Origin of the sequence: Polynucleobacter cosmopolitanus, from assembly GCF_002224225.1 — a bacterium.
GTDB lineage: Bacteria > Pseudomonadota > Gammaproteobacteria > Burkholderiales > Burkholderiaceae > Polynucleobacter > Polynucleobacter cosmopolitanus.
Map to the genome: position 1 here is coordinate 268,443 of NZ_NJGG01000001.1, position 17,599 is coordinate 286,041.

The following is a 17,599-nucleotide window of genomic DNA, read 5'->3' on the forward strand; positions in this document are numbered from 1 at the left end:
TATGCGCGTCTTCATCATCACCGGGATCTCTGGCTCAGGCAAATCAGTTGCCTTGAATGCCCTAGAGGATGCTGGGTATGATTGTGTCGACAACTTACCGGTCGATTTCATTCACGATTTGGTTCAATCTCTTAGCAAACAAGGTAGAGAAAAGTTAGCTGTTGCTGTTGATGCACGGCGCGGACAATCAATCAAAGAACTTCCAGCCATCATTGAACAGTTAAAAAAACATCATGATGTGCGCGTTCTGTTTTTAAATTCAAACACAGAAACTCTGGTGCAGCGTTTCTCAGAAACACGCAGAAGACACCCGCTATCAAAACCTGATGACAATAGAAGCCCTCAGGTTGCATTGATTGATGCGATTGAAAAAGAGCGCTTACTCTTGGCTGATCTTGCAGAGACTGCACACAACATTGATACCAGCCACATCAAAGCACACACGCTCAGATCTTGGATACAAGATCTCTTAAAAAATGAACGTCCAGGCCTGACCATTTTGTTTGAGTCATTTGGATTCAAACATGGTGTTCCAAGAGATGCGGATTTGGTTTTTGATGTTCGATGTCTGCCAAATCCACACTACGATCCACAATTAAGACCATTGACCGGTAACGATCCAGAAGTTGCTAACTTCTTAAGAGAACACCCCGAAGTTCAAGCGATGGGTGATGACATACGTCGCTTCATAGAAACCTGGCTACCAAAGTATCAAGCGGATAGAAGAAGTTACCTGACCATTGCGATTGGTTGCACTGGTGGACAACATCGCTCGGTTTATTTGGTCAATTGTTTATTTGATTATTTCAAAAAGAAATCTCAAGCGATTGCTGAAGATGATTTTCACTTACTCATTCGCCATCGCGAACTAGATCTAAACTCTTTAAAAAAAGAGACATCGGCTTAGGCAAACCCAGGCCACCCACATCATTCAGTGAGAACCACTGTTGATTCTCTTGTAAACGAACACGCTTCTTTAGATGCACTTTGATGGGCTTGATGGTCATCTGCCGATGTGTGAGCACATGCTTGAACGCAGGCATTGCTTGTGATGGTTCTTTTACCAGTTCTTGGCTTTCCGGGAAACACCACAAGCCCGCCCAAATTCCTTTTTCTGGCCTTTTTTCTAATAAGACTTGATCTTGATGAATCATCACCCACCAAGTCATATCAATTTTTTCAACTTTGACTTTTTTAACTTTCAAGGGGATTTGATTAATTCGTTCGCTTAAATACGCAACACAAGATTTCTTAAATGGGCATGAGCCCTTTTGAGGGTCAATACATGCTGGTTGATATTGAGTGCAATGAGTGGCACCAAAATCCATCAGACCTTGCGTGTAAGCAATCAGATCAGACTTTTTATGAGGCAATAAATTTTCAGCATGAGACCACAATTGATTGGTGTGCAGCGTCTTAGTCAAATCTTGATCAAAACCCCAAATTCTGGCTAAGACTCTTTTTACATTTCCATCCAAGATGGCAGCTCTCTTGCCATATGCAAACACCGCAACCGCAGCCGCTGTAGATCTGCCAATGCCTGGCAAAGACTCCAATACCTTAGGATCACTCGGAAAGACCCCATCATGATCAGTCATCACGGATTGTGCACACCGATGTAAATTTCTGGCACGCGTGTAATAACCCATCCCACTCCACTGAGCCAAAACTTCATCGACTGTTGCCGCGCCCAAACGCTCAACTGTTGGAAATATTTTTAAGAACTCATCATAACGATTTAGCACGGTTGAAACTTGTGTTTGTTGCAACATGATTTCTGATAACCAAACACGGTAAGCAGTTCTATTTTTTTGCCAGGGCAAATCATGACGGCCCAATTTTTTTTGCCAATCAATCAGATCTTGTGTGAAGTTTTTAACTTCTGAAAATATCATTACTTTTTCTGACATTTGGAACAGAAGTAGGTGGACCGCTGTCCCTGGACTATTTGCTTGATGGGGGCTTTGCAATTAACGCATGGCAATCCACAACGATCATAGACTTTGGTTTGCAACATGAAGTGCCCGGGATTACCATCGCTGTTCACAAAATCTTTCAAGCTGCTACCACCCGCTTTGATCGCGCGACTCAGGGTATCTTTGATCGCCAATGCCAACAAAGATGCCCTTGGCTTAGATAACTTTCCCGCTGGCATCTCAGGATGAATACCCGCTAAAAATAAACTTTCTGAACAATAAATATTGCCAACACCAACCACTGCCTGACCCGCTAGCAACCACTGTTTGATAGAAATTTGTCGGCCCTTTGCATGTTCGAACAAGTGTGGCCCTGCCTTCTCGTCTGAAAAATCATCTGAAAATGGTTCAACCCCTAATTTAGCAATCAGTGGATGGCATTCGATTTCACCATCTTCATCTGCCGCCCACAAGACCGCGCCAAACTTTCTGGGGTCATGCAAGCGCAATAATTTTTTACCAAAACCAATTTCAACGCGATCATGTTTTTTTAGCTCATCCTTTGGATTTGCCACTCTGAGCACACCGGTCATGCCAAGATGAATCAACAAATACCCATCTTCCATTCTGAATAACAAGTATTTGCCACGTCGTTTAATTTGGGTGAGTTTTTTTCCTAGAAGTAGTTTTTTTAAATTCGCAGGCACAGGCCAACGCAAGCGGCCATCGTAAATGGCAACACTGGTCACAGCTTTACCGACAACATGAGGCTCTACCCCCTGTTTGGTAACTTCAACTTCTGGCAATTCAGGCATATGCCAATTGTAGGCGGTGAGATTAGAATGTGCTTATGACAATAAAACTTAAACTTTTGCTCAGCACCATCTTTGCCACAGCCAGCCTTCAGGCATGGTCCGCTCCGGCTAAAAGCCTTTCAGCAGAGCAAATGTTTCAAATTTTGGCATCAGAAATCAGCCTGCAACGCGGAGAAGCATCCACTGCCTACCAAACCTATATGAGCATGGCCCGAACTCTGCGAGATGGCCCGCTTGCTCAAAGAGCCATGGAAATAGCGATTGCTGGCAATTCTCCAGAATTGGCTTTAGACGCCGCAAAACTTTGGGATGAAATCAATCCTAAAGATGCTAAAGAAATACTGACAACTCTTTTAATGTTGAATCAACGATGGGCTGAGAGTGTCAAGCCAGCCCAACTGCAATTAAGCCAACTAAAAACCATCGCAGCCAAAGAAAAATTAATCAACTCCTGGCGCCCACTTTTAGCCAGAGCTCAAGATGAAGAGGCCAGCCTCATTGCTTTTTTCAACATCCTGCAAGGATCCATTCCTCAAATTAATGATTTAGATATTCTTTACACTTTTTCACTGGGTGCAGAAAAAGCAAAGAATTATGATGCGATGGAAAAAGCATTGCGACGTATCATTCAAAAAAAACCTGATGAGAAAAATGCCCTCAATGCCTTGGGTTACTCTTTTGCAGACAGAGGCATAAGACTTCCAGAAGCAGTCAATCTTCTGAAAAAAGCCCATCAGTTGGCGCCCGATGACATGTATATCTTAGACAGTCTTGCATGGGCTAACTTTCGATTGGGCAACATAAACTTAGCGATTGAACAATTAAACAAAGCCTTTGAAACCAAGCCTGAAGCAGAAATTGGCGCCCACTTGGGAGAAGCTCTTTGGGTCAATCAAGATCGCAAAGGTGCGGATGCCATCTGGAGAAAATCTGAAGCATTGGATGCCAACAATAAAACGTTGAAAGACACGATGACCAGACTTTGGCCAGAGAGAGTGCCCAGCTCGTCAAAAAAATCTCCTCAATTATGGGATGGTCGCTTTGCAGTTAAGGTCAGTGGCAAAGATTCTAAGAACGGTGGTAGTGGTGCATTCACCTTGAGTCATGAGGCTCAAACCGACATCTTGGATATCAGAAACCCAATGGGTGGTGCCTTGGCAAAAATCACCATCAATCCTTCAGGTGCGAAGCTAGAAGACGGTGATAAGATTTTTGAAGCGCATGATGCTGATGCATTGTTGCAAAGCTATACAGGACTGCCTTTGCCAGCAAGAGGATTGTCAAAATGGTTGAGTGGTGAAGCAAGAGTTGGCGCACCTGCGAGCATTGAAAGAGATGAGCGACTGAGGGCTCAAAAAATCATCCAAGATGGTTGGACCATGACATTTCAGTGGACTGAAAAAAATCAAATAAAAAAACTAGACCTTGCAAGAAAAACAACGGCTGGCCAGATTGAAATAAAAATAATTTTCGAAGAGCTTGATGACTAACGCATTGCACATCAAGGCCCCCGCAAAAATAAACCGCTTTCTTCACGTTGTTGGACAAAGAAAAGACGGATATCACTTATTGCAATCTGTTTTCCAATTGATTGATCTTCATGATGATATTTATCTGACTGCTTCAACTGACGGACTCGTGCACCGCCCAACAGGCGCTGTGAACGTTCCTCCCGAAGAAGATCTGGTTGTTCGAGCCGCCAAACTACTTCAGGAATACAGTCAAACCAAGCAAGGTTGCACCATTCAAGTTGAAAAGCGCATTCCGATGGGAGCTGGTCTTGGTGGAGGATCATCCGATGCAGCCGCAACTCTTTGGGGCCTCAATGAATTATGGGGGCTTCAGTTAAGCCGCAAAGAATTGATGAATTTAGGGGTGAAATTAGGTGCCGATGTGCCCTTTTTCTTGTTTGGCCAAAATGCTTTTGTAGAGGGCATCGGCGAGCTTCTTCAAGCTGTGAGCCTTCCAGAGTCCTGTTTTTTATTGGTTTATCCAAAAGTTCACATTCCAACTGTGGACATCTTCAAAGACCCAAATTTGACGAGAAATCACCCAACCGTTACAATCTCAGACTTTATTGATTCACCCAATCTTGAACAATTTGGCAGGAACGATTGTGAAGAGGTTGTGATTCAAAAGTATCAGGAAGTTGCAGCGGTATTAAACTGGCTTCACCAACAGGCTCCGCAATCGAGCCCAAGGATGTCAGGATCAGGTAGCAGCGTGTTTGTTGCCCTTGAATCTGAGCTAGCCAATGATTTACTGAGTCAACTACCTCATCAATGGATCGGTTTTGTGGTGCGGGGTCTTGCAAGGCATCCGTCATACAATCCAAGTTCATAGGAGTAGATGCGAGAGGGGAGTCGCCAAGTTGGTTAAGGCACCGGATTTTGATTCCGGCATGCGAAGGTTCGAATCCTTCTTCCCCTGCCAAAACTTGTCGCATAATCTAACTACTCATTCATAAAACACCAAATATGACAAAAGAACTTATGCAACATGAAACCATGATGGTTTTCACTGGCAATGCCAATCCTGCTTTGGCCAAGGCCGTGACTGATCACTTAAATATTCCTCTTGGAAAAGCTGAAGTTGGTCGCTTTTCAGACGGTGAAATTCAAGTAGAAATTCAAGAAAACGTTCGTGGTAAACATGTGGTGGTTCTTCAATCAACCTGCGCCCCTGCCAATGACAACCTGATGGAACTGATGATCATGGTTGATGCATTGAAGCGTGCATCTGCAGGTAGGATTACCGCAGTGATTCCTTACTTCGGCTATGCCCGTCAAGACAGAAGACCAAGATCTGCCCGCGTGGCGATTTCTGCTCGCTTAGTGGCCAATATGCTGCAACAAGTAGCGGGCGTTGACCGTGTCTTGACCATGGATTTGCACGCTGACCAAATTCAGGGATTTTTTGATATCCCAGTTGATAATATTTACGCCTCACCGATTCTTTTGACCGATCTGCAAACCAAAAAGAGCCCAGATTTATTGGTGGTGTCTCCGGACGTTGGTGGTGTTGTTAGAGCACGAGCTCTGGCCAAACAGTTGGGATGTGATTTGGCGATCATCGATAAACGCCGTCCAAAAGCCAACGTTTCAGAAGTGATGCACGTGATCGGTGAAGTTGAAGGCCGTCACTGTGTGATCATGGACGACATGATCGATACAGGCGGCACGCTTTGTAAGGCAGCTCAAGTTCTTAAAGAGCGTGGTGCCAAGAGTGTGGTGGCTTACTGTACCCACCCAGTTCTATCGGGCGGTGCCGTTGGCCGTATCGCTGAATCTGCTTTGGATGAGGTGGTGGTCACTGACACCATCCCACTCAATGACGAAGCTAAAAAACTCAATAAAATCAGAGTTTTATCTACAGCACCATTGCTGGCCGAGACACTCTCTCGCATCAGCACCGGTGATTCTGTGATGTCACTATTTGCTGATTCTTAATATATTCCCCTAAGAATCAAGCTTTTTACGATAGAATAGAGGGCTTTCCTGTTTGGTCGCGAACAGAAAAGCCTTTATTTTTTAATTATTTGGAGTTCATATGAAAGTTGTCGCTTACGAACGTAGCGTACAGGGAACGGGTGCGAGCCGCCGCCTGCGCAATGCTGGAAAAACACCCGGCATTATTTATGGTGGTACTGAAGCCCCTCAAGCTGTAGAGCTAGATCACAATGCACTTTTTCACGCTTTGCGTAAAGAAGCATTTCACTCATCAATTTTAGACATTGAAGTTGCAGGAAAGACTCAAAAAGCTCTTTTGCGTAACTATCAAATGCACCCTTTCAAGCCATTGGTTTTACACATTGACTTCCAACGTGTAGATATCAACAAGAAGATTCACGTGAAAGTGCCTTTGCACTTTGTGAATGCTGAGATTGCACCTGCTGTTAAATTAGGTGGCGCTTTGATCAGCCACATCGCAACTGAAATCGAAGTAATTTGCTTACCTGCAGATTTACCAGAATTTATTCAAGTTGATTTAAGCAAGATCGAAGTTGGTCACTCAGTTCACGTTAAAGACATTGCATTACCAAAAGGTCTTTCACTAGTGCCTCACTTAGAAGTTGAAAACCCAGTGGTTGCGAATGCTCGTATTCCAACTGTTAAGGCAGAAACAACCGAAGCTCCAGTTGCTCCAGCAGCACCTGTTGCAACAACTGCTAAAGAACCAAAGGAAGAAAAGAAGTAATCTTTTCAACCTGATGAAAAACCCGCATTGCGCGGGTTTTTTTTCGCCCCAAAAATAGACTAAAGTAGCGGTATGTTCAAATTAATTGTTGGCCTTGGTAACCCTGGCACCAAACACGAAAAAGATCGGCACAATGCTGGCTTTTTGCTGCTGGATGAAATCGCGCGTCTATACCAAGGCAACTGGCAGGATGATCCTAAATTTTTTGGTCAAATCGCTAAAATTAAATTAGGCTCTGAAGACGCCTACCTGTTAAAGCCCTCAACATTCATGAACAGAAGCGGTCAAGCCGTTGCTGCTTTATCTCGCTTCCACAAAATCAATCCAGACGCCATGTTGATCGTCCACGATGAACTGGACTTAAAGCCTGGCGTTGCGCGCCTGAAGTGGGCTGGCGGCTTGGGTGGACACAATGGTTTAAAAGACATCAGTGCACACCTCAATACCAATGACTACTGGCGCCTGAGGCTTGGCATTGGTCACCCGAGAGACTCTGAAGAAGGAAAAAGAAATTTAGATGTGGCCGACTATGTTCTGAAAAAACCAAGACTTGAGGAACAAATTGATATTGACCGAGCAATGTCTTGTTTTCTAAAAGTCATGCCGCTGATTTCAAAGAACGACATGAGCACAGCCACCATGGAGCTGCACAGCAACACTTAACTAGCTGGATTTACCAGTCAGATTTTTATATTTCTGCATCAACTGATCTTTGCTCTCCACATGCTCAGGATGAAGCGGGATGCAATCTACTGGACATACTTGGCGACACTGAGGCACATCATAGTGACCAACGCACTCAGTGCATTTATTGTGATCAATCTCATAGATTTCTAAACCCATGGTGATCGCATCATTCGGGCACTCAGGCTCACACACATCACAATTGATGCATTCGTCCGTAATCATCAGCGCCATTGATATACCCTAAATAATGTCATTAAATCTTCTTGGCCAACCATTTTTCCACTGAAGGAAATACAAACTTACTCACATCGCCACCCAGAAGAGCAATTTCTCGCACAAACGTTCCAGAAATAAATTGATACTGATCTGAAGGCGTCAAGAACAAGGTCTCAACATCAGGCAACAAATAACGATTCATGCCTGCCATTTGAAACTCATATTCAAAATCTGAAACCGCTCTCAAACCACGAACAATCACACGAGCATTATTCTTTCTCACAAAATCTTTCAACAAACCACTGAAGCCTTCAACGCGAACATTGGTGTAGTGGCCTAAAACTTCACGAGAAATATCAATTCTTTCCTCAAGGGAAAAAATTGGTTTTTTATTCTTACTATCAGCAACACCCACCACCACTTCATCAAAAATTGATGATGCGCGACGAACCAAATCTTCGTGCCCCCTAGTAAAGGGATCAAATGTTCCTGGATATACAGCGACTGTCATGGTGCTCTCCCAACCTTAAGCAACTTATATTATTTTAGGGGCCATCAAAGTACCAATTGCGACCCCGGAACGTATGGTACGACGAATTTCCCAAAAATCCCCATATTCTGCAATTTCTTTCAACAATTCTTCAGGGTTGATTGTTTTGGGATGCTCCATATAGATAGCACATCCATCATTTTTCTTGGTGATCCTGACCGCTTGCTTAAGCGCATCAAAAAACAAGCCTGGCTCTGAAAATGGAGGGTCAATAAAGCAAATATCAATCGAATTTTCAGCCTGCTTAGAAGCACTTGCAATGGCGTTCCCTTTGATGAATTCTGCAAAACCCAAAGCCCCATCCTTGGCCAAATTCTGATAGTTTTCTTTCAGTGCATCGTGCGCTTGTTTCGAGGCATCAATCATGGTGACCTTTTGAGCACCGCGAGACAGAGCCTCAAAACCCAAAGCACCCGTTCCTGCGAACATATCAAAACAAATCAAATCATCAACACGCTGACCCAAACAATTGAACAAAGTTTCTCTGGTCCTATCGGCAGTTGGCCTCAAACCTGGCGAATCAATCACCTTGATTGATCTACCACGCCATGCGCCGCCAATGATTCTGACCTTGCCAGTGGTCATGGAGCTCCAACCACCACAGTCACCATTTGATTGACATCTAAATTCTTTTTAAATGCAGCCACCACCTGCTCTTTGGTCACTTTGCGCAGCTCATTGGTCCATTGATCCAGAGTATCCAAAGGCAAATCATTCCAAGCAATACTTGATACGTTATCCAATATTTTTCGATTGCTATCAATCCTCAAAGGAAATCCATTCACAAGATTACTTTTAGCAGCTTGAAGCTCTTCATCAGTGGGTCCATTGGCAATAAAATCACCAATGGTTTTTTTCATCACTTCAACCGCTAAGTCAGCTTGGGCTTTTTGAGTTTGCATGCCTGCTGCATAGGGACCAATCTGTCTTCCAGGTGCCACATAGCTATAGACACTGTATGCCAAACCTCTTTTTTCACGAACCTCTTTGACAAGACGTGAAACAAAACCGCCGCCACCCAAAATGTAATTACCTACCAACATAGGGAAGTAGTCTGGATCTTTCCTTGCGATTGCAGGCATTCCCATTGAGATATGCGCTTGCTGAGCCTCATGAGGAATCTTGATGACTAAATTTGATTGCTTACTTTTATCAAACTTCACAACATCAGGAACATGCTGCTGCTCTTTCATCTCTTTGGGTATGGATGCCATCAATCGATCAAGCAACTGATCTAACTCAGCACGCCCAATATCACCGACAACAGTGATCTTGCTTCCTTTTGCGGCATACCGTGAGGCATAAAAACGCTTTAGATCCTCAGATTTGATTGCTTGAATTGTTTTAATCGTTGGCGAATCAGCAAAAGGATGCTGGCCATACATTTGACGATCAAATTCTTTTGATAACTTTGTCTCAGGTTTCAAGTCAGCTTCTTTGATTGCTGAGACGGTGCGCTCTTGCTCTCTTTTGAGAATTTTAGAGTCGAACACAGGGGCCTTCAGCACAGAGCTTGCCAAATCAATCGCAGCCCCCTTTTTCTTTTCATCACTCAAGGTGCGCAAACGCATACTGGCTCGCTCAGCACTGGCGCTGAAAGTCAAACCTGCACCAAGATCAGCCAAACGATCTGAAACCTCTGCTTCAGAAATCAGGCGACCATTGACCATTGATCCCTTATCAATCATGCCAGCTGTCATAGCTGCTAGACCCAACTGATGCTTTGGATCACTCACCGAACCAGCAGACCAATCAATTTGTAAATCGATCATGGGGATGGTTCTGGCTTCTACCAAATAAACCAAGGCGCCGCTACCATGGACCCAATGATTGATCTTTGCGCTCGCCTGAACAACTGCAGCACTGAAACCAAAAATAATGATTGCTAATAAATGTTTCATCTTAGTGCCTCATTCCTGAAGGCATGGCTTGCGCACCAGCAGGTTTCTTTTGAATGGCTTGAGGGTCTAAAGTTGCGACCGTTAATGAATCATCAACGAGGTATTTCTCAACCACTCTCTGAATGTCTTCTGATTTAACTTTTTGGACATTGAGCAACATATCATCCAAGTACTTCCATGAAATACCGTTCATTTCCGCAATCGCAATTTCCATGGCCTGCGCAAAAATTGAATCACGTTTGTAGATCTGAGATGAAACCAACTGTGATTTAACCCGATCCAACTCAGCATTGCTCACACCCTTGGCCTTGATGTCTGCCAATATCTTTCTGATATTTTCTTCAATGAGAGCAAGGCTTTTACCTTTAGCAGGACTTGCTGAAATTGAAAATAGCTGCGGGCCTCTACCTGACATTCCGTAAGAAGCATCAACGCTATCAGCCAAACGTTGATCTATCACCATTTGTCGATTTAATCTTGAGTTTGCATGGCCATCCAAAATAGCAGATAAAACACTCAGAGCATAAGGATCAATCGCGTTCAAATCACTCGGCTCAATTTTTGGAGCTTTCCAAGCAAAAGTAATTGCTGGATTTTCTGCGGGGGCCTTCACCACAATTCTTCTTGTTCCAATTTGAGGAACTTCAATCTGAGATTTTCTCTCTTTGATTTTTTTTGCAGGAACTACTCCGTAGTATTTTTCTGCCAAAGCTTTCACTTCATCTGGCATCACGTCGCCACTTACTACCAATACAGCATTGTTTGGGGCATACCAGTCCTGATACCACTCAAGAGCATCTTGGTAAGTCATGCTCTTTAAATCATCCATCCAACCAATGATTGGGTGACGGTATGGGCTATTGGTAAATGCAGCAGCCATCAATTGTTCATAAACGATGGCTTGGGATTGATCATCCGTTCTTAAACGACGCTCTTCCATCACCACTTGGATTTCTTTTGCAAATTCTTCTTTATCGATTCGCAGGTTCTGCATGCGATCAGCCTCTAATGCCATCATGGCTGGTAAATGACTTTTTTCAATTTGCTGAAAATAAGCGGTGTAGTCTTTGCTGGTGAATGCGTTATCTCGACCGCCAACCGCAGCTACTTTTTTAGAAAACTCACCTGGCTTTAAGTTTTTTGTGCCCTTGAACATCATGTGCTCTAGGACATGAGCAACGCCTGTTTTTCCATTGACTTCATCCATAGAGCCCGCGCGATACCAAACCATGTGCGCCACGGTTGGCGCACGATGATCCTCGCGCACAATCACTTTCATTCCATTTGATAACTGAAATTCGTGCGTGTTGAGAGTTTTTTGAGGGGCACTTTGTACATACCCACCGAAAGAAATAATTGCGGCGCCACAAAAAGTTAACGCTCGGCCTGCCAGGGTTGTTAATATGCTCATAATTAATCAATTGTATCGGTCATGTTCGGATTACGTAAAACCTTATCAAACCTATTTAACCTTCAAAAAGTTGATGAACAATGGTACGAATCCCTAGAAGAAGCACTTCTTTTGGGGGATGTTGGCATGAGCGCCACTCAAACCTTGATCAGTCAACTTCGTCGTGAAGCAAAAAATCAAAAAGCTGAGTCTGCTGAAGATCTCAAGATGATTCTAGCCACATTGGTAGAAAATCTCTTGAGCAAACTTGAAAGACCCCAAAATCCACTGGATTTTTTACCCAGCACCCCAGGGCAGCCGACCGTCTGGCTGATCGTGGGGGTTAATGGTGCAGGCAAAACAACCAGCATTGGCAAAATTTGTCATCACTTTCAACAATCTGGTCGCAAGGTTTTATTGGGGGCAGGCGACACTTTCAGAGCAGCGGCCAGAGAACAACTCATTGCTTGGGGGGAACGCAACCAAGTGGCCGTCATCGCTCAAGAAAGTGGTGATTCAGCTGCAGTAGCCCATGACGCTGTCAAAGCCGGTCAATCACGTCAGCAAGACATTGTCATCATTGATACTGCTGGCAGGCTATCGACCCAAGCCCACCTCATGGATGAGCTCAAGAAAGTCAAACGAGTCATCGGCAAGGCACAAGAATCGGCCCCTCACGAGACTATTTTGGTGATTGATGGCAATACTGGTCAAAATGGCATGGCTCAGGTCAAGGCCTTCCATGAAGCCCTCAATCTAACTGGCATCATCGTCACCAAGCTTGATGGAACAGCCAAAGGCGGTATTTTGTGTGCGATTGCCTCAGAACTATCAGATAACCCCCCCAGTGTTCTTGCAATTGGTCTTGGCGAACAGCTGTCTGATTTGAAGCCATTCAATGCCTCAGAATTTGCTAAATCCTTGATTCCAAAATAATTTATTCCTATATAAATCATATGGTTATACATAAATTAGCACTCTAACATCAGGAGTGCTAACATAGAGGTATGACAAATATGAATGCCATGATTCCAATGCAATTGAATGTGGGCAGTGTTGATGCCTACATCTCAAGCGTTAACCGTCTGCCAATGCTCAGCGCATCAGACGAGATTCGCCTTGCCCGCGAATTCAGAGATCATGAAAACCTAGACGCAGCTAAAACCTTGGTGATGTCACATCTTCGTTTGGTGGTGTCTATTGCTCGCCAATACCTTGGCTATGGCATCCCTCACGCAGACTTGATACAAGAGGGCAATATTGGTCTTATGAAAGCAGTGAAGCGCTACGACCCTGAACAAGGCACTCGTTTGGTGACTTATTCAATTCATTGGATCAAAGCAGAAATTCACGAATACATTCTTCGCAATTGGAGAATGGTAAAAATTGCCACAACCAAAGCTCACCGCAAATTGTTTTTCAACTTGCGCAGCAACAAACCGACTTTGAATGCTTTATCTTCATCTGAAATTGATCATCTTGCCAAAGCACTGGATGTTCGTCAGGAAGATGTGCGAGAGATGGAGAAAAGATTGAGCGGGGGTGATGTGGCCCTTGAGGCAGATTCATCAGATGACGAATCTTATGCTCCGATCAACTGGCTATCAGACAATCGCTATGAGCCCTCTGAAGTATTGGCTCGCGAGGAGACTCGCCAATTACAAGGTCCAGGCATTGAAAAAGCCTTGGCAAGCCTTGATGAGCGCAGCCGTAAAATTGTTGCGTCTCGCTGGTTAGATGTGACAGATGATGGAACTGGTGGCAGCACCTTGCATGATCTTGCTGCAGAGTTCAATATTTCTGCAGAACGCGTGCGCCAAATTGAAGCGGCCGCGTTAAAAAAAATGAAGCTAGCATTAACTGCCTAAATCATTTTTTAACTCAACCGCTTCACACAAAAATAATTCAAAGTAACTTCTTCAAATCTTCCGCTATAGGCTGAGGGCCCTGCTGATGCTTTAAAAATAATCTTAGCTGACCCTTTGTATCAAAAACGTAACTGCCTGCTGTATGATCAATGGTGTAGCTTGTAGGGCTCTTGCCCGGCACTTTGCTATAAAAAACTTTGAAGTCTTTGGTGATTTTTTCTAACTCTTCAGCTGATTGGGGTCTTAAGCCCAAAAAGCGTTTATCAAAAGCCGGAACATACTGAGACAACAACTCTTGCGTATCGCGCTCAGGATCAACCGTGACAAACATCACCTGCACACGACTAGCATCCTTACCTAGTAACTCCATCACACCTTGCATTTCGGTCATGGTGGTTGGGCAAACATCTGGGCACTGTGTGTAACCATAGAACATCACCACCAACTGCCCTTTGAACTCTGATAGCTCTCTTCGCTTGCCGTTATGGTCGGTCAAAGAAAAATCTTTGCCAAATGCCTTACTGCCAGTGATATCAACATTATTAAATTTGATGTTTTGATTAGAGCAGGCCATGACACCAAAGACAGTCAAAAGAGCAAGCAAGGTGCGAGCAAATAAACGCTGATTAAGTATTTGAAATGTCATAGGTAGTGGTCTATTAAAAGAGCGGCGAATAACAATGAAAGATAAATGATCGAAAATCTGAACGTTCTTTTAGCAAGATCATCCGAGTAATTTCTAAAGAGCGCAATCGCATATGCCAAGAACATGCCCCCCAGCACCAAAGCCGATGCCAAATAAAACAAGCCGCTCATCTTATAAATAAATGGCAGGATCGTGGCTGCAATCAAAACCAAGGTGTAGAGCAAGATGTGCAACAAGGTGAATCTTTCACCATGCGTGATTGGCAACATTGGCAAGCCAGATTGCCTGTAGTCTTCACGACGGTACAAGGCCAAAGCCCAGAAATGCGGTGGCGTCCAAGTAAAGATGATCAATACCAATAACCAAGCTTCAGCAGGTAAATCATTGGCCACAGCTGCCCACCCTAAAGCTGGCGGCATGGCTCCAGACAATCCACCAATCACGATATTCTGTGGCGTTGCTGGCTTGAGTAACAAGGTATAAATGATTGCATAGCCAACAAAAGTGATCAACGTTGCCCACATGGTCAATGGATTTGCAAAATTCCACAGCAACACCATGCCAGCCAAACCTATCACCAATGCAAACACAATGATTTGTTTTTGACCCAGTTCACCAGTGGCTGAAGGTCGCCAGGCAGTTCTTCTCATCTTGGCATCAAGCTTTTGCTCAACCAAACAGTTCACCGCAAAGGCCGCTCCAGCTAATAACCAAATACCAATAGAGCCGCCAATCAATACAGACCAGGGAACCATTCCAGGCGTTGCTAAAAACATCCCGATGATGGCGCAAAAAACAGCCAGCTGCGTGACCCTGGGTTTGGTCAAAGCCCAGTACTGTTGCCATTTTTTCATTGGCGCTAAATTAGCTTGAGTCATGAAGAAAGCCTTTCATGATCAATGTTAACAACTCTGATCATCACAAACACCATCGCAGCAGCACCTCCGGTGTGCAATACAGCTGCCAGTAATGGCCAATCCAAAATAATATTGCTCATACCAGTGATTACTTGCAAGAGACCTAAGCCAAATAATGAGGTTGCCCAAAACTTCATTGTAGATGTCTGATTGGCTTTTGAAATAATCCACAATTTAAAAGCCAAGTAAAAAACTGCCAATACTGCAAAAATTGCGCCGACCCGATGAGCCCAATGAATTGCTCTCAAGGCTTCAATGTTTAAATGGTCTCCATCGGCAGCTTTGCCAAGCTCACGCCACAAAGTAAATCCTTCTGAGAAATTCATCTCCGGATACCATGCGCCGTGACACAGTGGAAAATCATCACAAGCCAAAACTGCATAGTTGGTACTCACCCAGCCACCCAAGAATATTTGCAAAATCAAAACGGCTAAAACAAACCAGGCAATTTTCTTAAATGGCACATCAGTTTTAACTGGTCTCAAATTTGCATCCGCGTGCAAACGAGAACTCAGACTTGATAAATAAGTCAGTGCGGCCAACAAAGTTAAGCCCAGCATCAAATGAATCGTCACAATCACTGGCTGTAACTTGAGTGTCACAGTCCATGCACCAAATGCACCTTGAACACACACCAAGATCAAAATACCGATGGATGTTCTGCTGATCTTTGCTCCAATGGCCTGCTTTTTCATCCAAGACCAGACAACCAAGATGATGATTAAAAACCCAACGCCCATGGCAAAGTAACGATGCAACATTTCTATCCAAGCTTTACTCAAGGTGACTGGCCCTGTGGGCATCAAGCTTTCAGCCTCACGTATTTGCGTCAACGCAGCGATTGGATTTGACACACCATAACAACCAGGCCAATCTGGGCAACCCAATCCTGAGTCAGTTAAACGTGTGAAGGCACCAAATAAAATCAAATCAAATGTGAAAAATACTGTTAATAAAACCAAGCGATGAAAACTAAATTGCTTGAATTTCCACCACATGATCAGCAACAAGACTGCACCAATAGCAGCACCAATCAATAACAATTGTATCCAGGCGATCAAGCTCATTATTGTGTAGCCTTACCCGTGGCATTCCACTTCAACAACTTTTCCAAATCCTTGGATGTCTTTTTAAAGTCAGGAACTTCTTTGTCAGTCGCAAACCGCATCATTCTGTCCGCACGTGGATCCAATAAATGAATCGCTGTTTTTTTGCCATCTAACTCAAGCCATTTTTCCACTTCATTTTTTTTAACTGGATCCTTTGGCATCCTCACAAAAGTAAATCCCGCCTTCTCTTGGTCATAGGCCTTAGCAATCTCAGGATCAATATCACCTTGATCGGTCACCAACCAGACCAACTGCACCCTCTGGCTCTCTCGACCCATGGCAATGCGTACCTGGCGCATCAAATAGAGTAAGTTGACGCACTGATCATTGCCAACCTTGCACTCGACGCTTGGACGTGCAATCAACATGGTCCACTTACCTTGAAGTGGCGCCTCGATTGAATCAATAGGCGCACTTTGGACTGGATAAACAAGTTCTCCGATTTTGGTATTACCCCCCGTTGGCTTGATCACATAAAAAGTAAAGTAAGACACGATGACTGGAGCAGCGCACACTAAAAATAACAAGATCATCTGAATACGTCCACGCTTAGTGGCCGCATCAATGCTCTGCCCTTCCGAAGCGGGAATCAGTGGATTCAAATCACTGTCTTTATTCATCAATTTTTTTCCTTAAGATACCTGTGATCAACCAAAATAAAAGTGCAAAAACTGTTAGTGCAAACCACTGAAAAGCATACCCTTGATGCTTTTCAACGCCTGTCGTCATCGAGGGCCAATCTCTTTGTAAACCATCATTATTGGCCTCTGCCACTTCTCTTAAAACAAATGGCAAATAATCAAAACCCAAATACTTAGATTGTTTTTGTATATCAAGATTTTGCTGAATTTTTTGACTTTCTGCTGAAGAACCTTGAGTACCCATGCTCATGACGCGTGAAGGATACTCAAACGCTAAACCCTCTATCTGAACAGCTCCTGATGGGGTACTGATTTTTGGTAATACCTCTCGATTCATGCCGTCGCGTGGAGCCCAGCCGCGGTTAACCCACACGATCTTTTGACTGCCATCTAGCTTCAAAGGTGTCATCACCAAAAAACCCGTGGAAATACCTGTCTTAGGATCTCTTCCCTGAGGATGCGGTCTGTTTTCCAACCACACAGATTGATCTGCCAAATAGACACCTCTAGCGATCATCCTGTGATGTTTCACTTCACTCAATTGCCAATCTTTATCATTGGCCAATAAGGGACGTGATTCTTCTTTTTTAGCAATATCAGCTGCAAGCGTTAACTTTTGCTGCATTCGATCCAACTGCCAAAAACCCAAAGACAATCCTAGCGAGCAAACAATCATGGTTGCAGCTGTTGCAATCGGACGCGATAAAACTAATCTTCTCAACATAAAGCAATGATACGATGTACCC

20 protein-coding genes and 1 tRNA gene are annotated in these 17,599 nt (G+C 44.0%); 9 read left to right on the forward strand and 12 right to left on the reverse strand.

From position 1 onward, the window contains the following. The first annotated feature begins 1 nt into the window (after position 1). The gene (rapZ, locus tag AOC33_RS01335; RefSeq protein ID WP_089514809.1) at positions 2–907 is read left to right on the forward strand and encodes an RNase adapter RapZ; all 906 of its coding nucleotides are present in this window, start codon (positions 2–4) and stop codon (positions 905–907) included. Here the strand turns inward: rapZ and mutY are convergent. Next, a complete protein-coding gene (gene mutY / locus AOC33_RS01340) occupies positions 852–1,895 on the reverse strand; it encodes an A/G-specific adenine glycosylase (protein ID WP_143744002.1) in 1,044 nt (347 codons plus the stop codon). The genes rapZ and mutY overlap by 56 nt on opposite strands. Next, the gene (gene mutM / locus AOC33_RS01345; protein ID WP_089514811.1) at positions 1,895–2,731 is read right to left on the reverse strand and encodes a bifunctional DNA-formamidopyrimidine glycosylase/DNA-(apurinic or apyrimidinic site) lyase; all 837 of its coding nucleotides are present in this window, start codon (positions 2,729–2,731) and stop codon (positions 1,895–1,897) included. Before mutM ends, mutY begins: the two co-directional genes overlap by 1 nt. Positions 2,732–2,766: 35 nt before the next feature. Here mutM and AOC33_RS01350 point away from each other — a divergent pair, with 35 nt between their 5' ends. From AOC33_RS01350 to pth, 6 genes are all read left to right on the forward strand, one after another. Then, positions 2,767–4,221: a lipoprotein insertase outer membrane protein LolB gene (locus tag AOC33_RS01350; protein ID WP_089514812.1), complete on the forward strand. Its 1,455-nt coding sequence runs from the start codon at positions 2,767–2,769 to the stop codon at positions 4,219–4,221. Next, on the forward strand, positions 4,214–5,074 hold the full coding sequence (gene ispE, locus AOC33_RS01355) for a 4-(cytidine 5'-diphospho)-2-C-methyl-D-erythritol kinase (RefSeq protein WP_089514813.1): 861 nt from the start codon (positions 4,214–4,216) through the stop codon (positions 5,072–5,074). Before AOC33_RS01350 ends, ispE begins: the two co-directional genes overlap by 8 nt. 13 nt (positions 5,075–5,087) lie before the next feature. After that, positions 5,088–5,164, forward strand: a tRNA-Gln gene (locus AOC33_RS01360). A gap of 59 nt (positions 5,165–5,223) precedes the next feature. Continuing rightward, the gene (locus AOC33_RS01365) at positions 5,224–6,180 is read left to right on the forward strand and encodes a ribose-phosphate pyrophosphokinase (protein WP_089515550.1); all 957 of its coding nucleotides are present in this window, start codon (positions 5,224–5,226) and stop codon (positions 6,178–6,180) included. 100 nt (positions 6,181–6,280) lie between these two features. Further along, positions 6,281–6,928, forward strand: coding sequence for a 50S ribosomal protein L25/general stress protein Ctc (locus AOC33_RS01370; RefSeq protein ID WP_089514814.1), 648 nt, complete (start codon positions 6,281–6,283; stop codon positions 6,926–6,928). Positions 6,929–7,000: 72 nt separating this feature from the next. Next, positions 7,001–7,591, forward strand: a complete 591-nt coding sequence (gene pth, locus AOC33_RS01375; protein WP_089514815.1) for an aminoacyl-tRNA hydrolase — start codon at positions 7,001–7,003, stop codon at positions 7,589–7,591. Here the strand turns inward: pth and AOC33_RS01380 are convergent, their stop codons facing one another. From AOC33_RS01380 to AOC33_RS01400, 5 genes are read right to left on the reverse strand one after another with little or no spacing between them, the layout of a single operon-like run. Further along, positions 7,592–7,846 (reverse strand): YfhL family 4Fe-4S dicluster ferredoxin, encoded by a 255-nt coding sequence (locus AOC33_RS01380; protein ID WP_089514816.1) that lies wholly within the window; start codon positions 7,844–7,846, stop codon positions 7,592–7,594. It lies immediately after the preceding gene. A gap of 22 nt (positions 7,847–7,868) precedes the next feature. After that, positions 7,869–8,342 (reverse strand): pantetheine-phosphate adenylyltransferase, encoded by a 474-nt coding sequence (gene coaD, locus AOC33_RS01385; RefSeq protein WP_089514817.1) that lies wholly within the window; start codon positions 8,340–8,342, stop codon positions 7,869–7,871. A 24-nt stretch (positions 8,343–8,366) separates the two neighbouring features. Further along, entirely contained in the window at positions 8,367–8,966 is a 600-nt protein-coding gene (gene rsmD, locus AOC33_RS01390; protein ID WP_089514818.1) for a 16S rRNA (guanine(966)-N(2))-methyltransferase RsmD, read from the reverse strand. Beyond that, positions 8,963–10,282, reverse strand: a complete 1,320-nt coding sequence (locus AOC33_RS01395) for a M16 family metallopeptidase (RefSeq protein ID WP_089514819.1) — start codon at positions 10,280–10,282, stop codon at positions 8,963–8,965. The genes rsmD and AOC33_RS01395 overlap by 4 nt, the downstream gene beginning before the upstream one ends. A 1-nt stretch (position 10,283) precedes the next feature. Continuing rightward, on the reverse strand, positions 10,284–11,693 hold the full coding sequence (locus AOC33_RS01400) for a M16 family metallopeptidase (RefSeq protein ID WP_089514820.1): 1,410 nt from the start codon (positions 11,691–11,693) through the stop codon (positions 10,284–10,286). Between the two features lie 21 nt (positions 11,694–11,714). On the opposite strand from AOC33_RS01400, the gene ftsY reads away from it, so the two are divergent. Continuing rightward, positions 11,715–12,608 carry a signal recognition particle-docking protein FtsY gene (gene ftsY / locus AOC33_RS01405; protein ID WP_089514821.1) on the forward strand — a complete coding sequence of 298 codons (894 nt, stop codon included), beginning with the start codon at positions 11,715–11,717 and terminating at the stop codon, positions 12,606–12,608. Positions 12,609–12,679: 71 nt separating this feature from the next. Further along, complete coding sequence (rpoH, locus tag AOC33_RS01410) at positions 12,680–13,540, forward strand: RNA polymerase sigma factor RpoH (RefSeq protein WP_089514822.1); 861 nt, start codon at positions 12,680–12,682, stop codon at positions 13,538–13,540. Positions 13,541–13,577: 37 nt separating this feature from the next. Here rpoH and AOC33_RS01415 read toward each other — a convergent pair whose 3' ends face one another. The 5 genes from AOC33_RS01415 to AOC33_RS01435 are packed head-to-tail and all read right to left on the reverse strand — an operon-like array spanning position 13,578 to position 17,577. Next, on the reverse strand, positions 13,578–14,186 hold the full coding sequence (locus AOC33_RS01415) for an SCO family protein (RefSeq protein ID WP_089514823.1): 609 nt from the start codon (positions 14,184–14,186) through the stop codon (positions 13,578–13,580). Further along, positions 14,183–15,064 carry a heme o synthase gene (cyoE, locus tag AOC33_RS01420; protein ID WP_089514824.1) on the reverse strand — a complete coding sequence of 294 codons (882 nt, stop codon included), beginning with the start codon at positions 15,062–15,064 and terminating at the stop codon, positions 14,183–14,185. The genes AOC33_RS01415 and cyoE overlap by 4 nt, the downstream gene beginning before the upstream one ends. After that, complete coding sequence (locus AOC33_RS01425; protein WP_089514825.1) at positions 15,061–16,170, reverse strand: COX15/CtaA family protein; 1,110 nt, start codon at positions 16,168–16,170, stop codon at positions 15,061–15,063. The genes cyoE and AOC33_RS01425 overlap by 4 nt, the downstream gene beginning before the upstream one ends. Next, entirely contained in the window at positions 16,170–16,832 is a 663-nt protein-coding gene (locus AOC33_RS01430) for a hypothetical protein (protein ID WP_089514826.1), read from the reverse strand. Before AOC33_RS01430 ends, AOC33_RS01425 begins: the two co-directional genes overlap by 1 nt. Beyond that, positions 16,825–17,577, reverse strand: a complete 753-nt coding sequence (locus AOC33_RS01435) for an SURF1 family protein (RefSeq protein WP_089514827.1) — start codon at positions 17,575–17,577, stop codon at positions 16,825–16,827. The genes AOC33_RS01430 and AOC33_RS01435 overlap by 8 nt, the downstream gene beginning before the upstream one ends. Between the last annotated feature and the right edge of the window lie 22 nt (positions 17,578–17,599).

What these genes read in the sequence shown, in the direction of transcription:
- AOC33_RS01415 (WP_089514823.1), bottom strand. Translation starts at nt 14,186, where the DNA reads ATGACATTTCAAATACTTAATCAGCGTTTATTTGCTCGCACCTTGCTT.
- AOC33_RS01350 (WP_089514812.1), top strand. Translation starts at nt 2,767, where the DNA reads ATGACAATAAAACTTAAACTTTTGCTCAGCACCATCTTTGCCACAGCC.
- AOC33_RS01365 (WP_089515550.1), top strand. Translation starts at nt 5,224, where the DNA reads ATGCAACATGAAACCATGATGGTTTTCACTGGCAATGCCAATCCTGCT.
- rapZ (WP_089514809.1), top strand. Translation starts at nt 2, where the DNA reads ATGCGCGTCTTCATCATCACCGGGATCTCTGGCTCAGGCAAATCAGTT.
- pth (WP_089514815.1), top strand. Translation starts at nt 7,001, where the DNA reads ATGTTCAAATTAATTGTTGGCCTTGGTAACCCTGGCACCAAACACGAA.
- AOC33_RS01425 (WP_089514825.1), bottom strand. Translation starts at nt 16,170, where the DNA reads ATGAGCTTGATCGCCTGGATACAATTGTTATTGATTGGTGCTGCTATT.
- AOC33_RS01435 (WP_089514827.1), bottom strand. Translation starts at nt 17,577, where the DNA reads ATGTTGAGAAGATTAGTTTTATCGCGTCCGATTGCAACAGCTGCAACC.
- mutM (WP_089514811.1), bottom strand. Translation starts at nt 2,731, where the DNA reads ATGCCTGAATTGCCAGAAGTTGAAGTTACCAAACAGGGGGTAGAGCCT.
- AOC33_RS01370 (WP_089514814.1), top strand. Translation starts at nt 6,281, where the DNA reads ATGAAAGTTGTCGCTTACGAACGTAGCGTACAGGGAACGGGTGCGAGC.
- AOC33_RS01400 (WP_089514820.1), bottom strand. Translation starts at nt 11,693, where the DNA reads ATGAGCATATTAACAACCCTGGCAGGCCGAGCGTTAACTTTTTGTGGC.
- mutY (WP_143744002.1), bottom strand. Translation starts at nt 1,895, where the DNA reads ATGATATTTTCAGAAGTTAAAAACTTCACACAAGATCTGATTGATTGG.
- ftsY (WP_089514821.1), top strand. Translation starts at nt 11,715, where the DNA reads ATGTTCGGATTACGTAAAACCTTATCAAACCTATTTAACCTTCAAAAA.
- coaD (WP_089514817.1), bottom strand. Translation starts at nt 8,342, where the DNA reads ATGACAGTCGCTGTATATCCAGGAACATTTGATCCCTTTACTAGGGGG.
- AOC33_RS01395 (WP_089514819.1), bottom strand. Translation starts at nt 10,282, where the DNA reads ATGAAACATTTATTAGCAATCATTATTTTTGGTTTCAGTGCTGCAGTT.
- AOC33_RS01380 (WP_089514816.1), bottom strand. Translation starts at nt 7,846, where the DNA reads ATGGCGCTGATGATTACGGACGAATGCATCAATTGTGATGTGTGTGAG.
- AOC33_RS01430 (WP_089514826.1), bottom strand. Translation starts at nt 16,832, where the DNA reads ATGAATAAAGACAGTGATTTGAATCCACTGATTCCCGCTTCGGAAGGG.
- rpoH (WP_089514822.1), top strand. Translation starts at nt 12,680, where the DNA reads ATGACAAATATGAATGCCATGATTCCAATGCAATTGAATGTGGGCAGT.
- ispE (WP_089514813.1), top strand. Translation starts at nt 4,214, where the DNA reads ATGACTAACGCATTGCACATCAAGGCCCCCGCAAAAATAAACCGCTTT.
- cyoE (WP_089514824.1), bottom strand. Translation starts at nt 15,064, where the DNA reads ATGACTCAAGCTAATTTAGCGCCAATGAAAAAATGGCAACAGTACTGG.
- rsmD (WP_089514818.1), bottom strand. Translation starts at nt 8,966, where the DNA reads ATGACCACTGGCAAGGTCAGAATCATTGGCGGCGCATGGCGTGGTAGA.